Source organism: Enterococcus thailandicus, from assembly GCF_001886265.1.
GTDB lineage: Bacteria > Bacillota > Bacilli > Lactobacillales > Enterococcaceae > Enterococcus_B > Enterococcus_B thailandicus.
The window spans coordinates 1-1111 of record NZ_JXLE01000042.1; the positions used below are offsets into that span (position 1 = coordinate 1).

The 1111-nt window shown below is 39.9% G+C and carries 1 protein-coding gene; it reads right to left on the minus strand.

What is annotated here, in order from left to right; genetic code table 11:
• The coding region (locus tag RV17_RS13615; RefSeq protein ID WP_211276014.1) for a hypothetical protein at window positions 1-487 on the minus strand (487 nt) is incomplete at both ends.
• Window positions 488-1111 lie beyond the last annotated feature (624 nt).

Genomic DNA, 1111 nt, shown 5'->3' on the forward strand with positions numbered 1-1111 from the left:
GATTTAAGCGATAAGGAACAAAACCATCAGCCGTGATTGCGAAATACGTGCTGTCCTCATCTTTATTTGAATACTTTATTTCCGTTTCATCTTTCGTATAGAAGTTTCGCCATTGTTCTTTATGCCAAATCTGTACGATATCACCTAATTGAACAAATTGTTTACCATTCGTACCGAAAGTGTCGACCATCGTTTTCGCAGTAACATTTCCATTTGTCCCTTTGTAGTAGGTATTTGTCAATTGATCAATTCTTCCTGATCCTCTTAACAAATTAATCGAGTGATAAGGTGTGCCAATATAGTTACTATGCACACCGTTCCCACTGTAAGAATCACTTTGACCATAATTAGAGCGGATGTAGTAAGAACTACCTATTTGGTGTAAGGTATACGCTCCTGCAGTTTGGTCATTTTTCCCACGTAACTGAATCGTACTTCCCCAAGCTACTTTGATTGGAACATAAACGGTTGTTTCTGCCTTGTTACTNGGTTGTTTCTGCCTTGTTACTTTTTCGTGTTACTTTAACTTCGATTTTTTCGGCTACTTTCATATTGTCTACATCTGGTGCACTCATCACTTGCGTCGTATAATCAGATGAATTTAAAACAGTCCCGTCATCCAAACGAACATTGGTAACCATTTTTGAAGCGTCAGCTAGTTCATCTGCTTGTGTTCCCAAAGTAACGGTTTGTTCAACCACATCTGCCCGGATTTGTCGGTCATCCGTAACTTTGAAAGGCACCTCGTATTCATAAGTATATGTGTGCCCGTCAATCGTTTCTTCTACCAATACTTTTCCTTTTGCCGTTCCCGCTTTGGACCGGTCAGGATACTCAGTGATCTTAGAAACTTTCAAGCCATTCCCATTCATTCCAAGAAAGTCAATCAGATCACCTGCTTGTTTATCTAACTCAGCATCGGTGGTCCCCATTGTGATTGTGGTTTCTTTTGGTTTCAACTGATTCAAACGATACGGGATAAAACCATCCGCAGTTACTGCAAAATAGACGCTTCCTTCATCCATATCAGAATACTTCACATTACTTCCATTTCTAGTATAGGAGTTTCGCCACTGTTCTTTATGCCATATTTGGACGACATCTCCCAGTT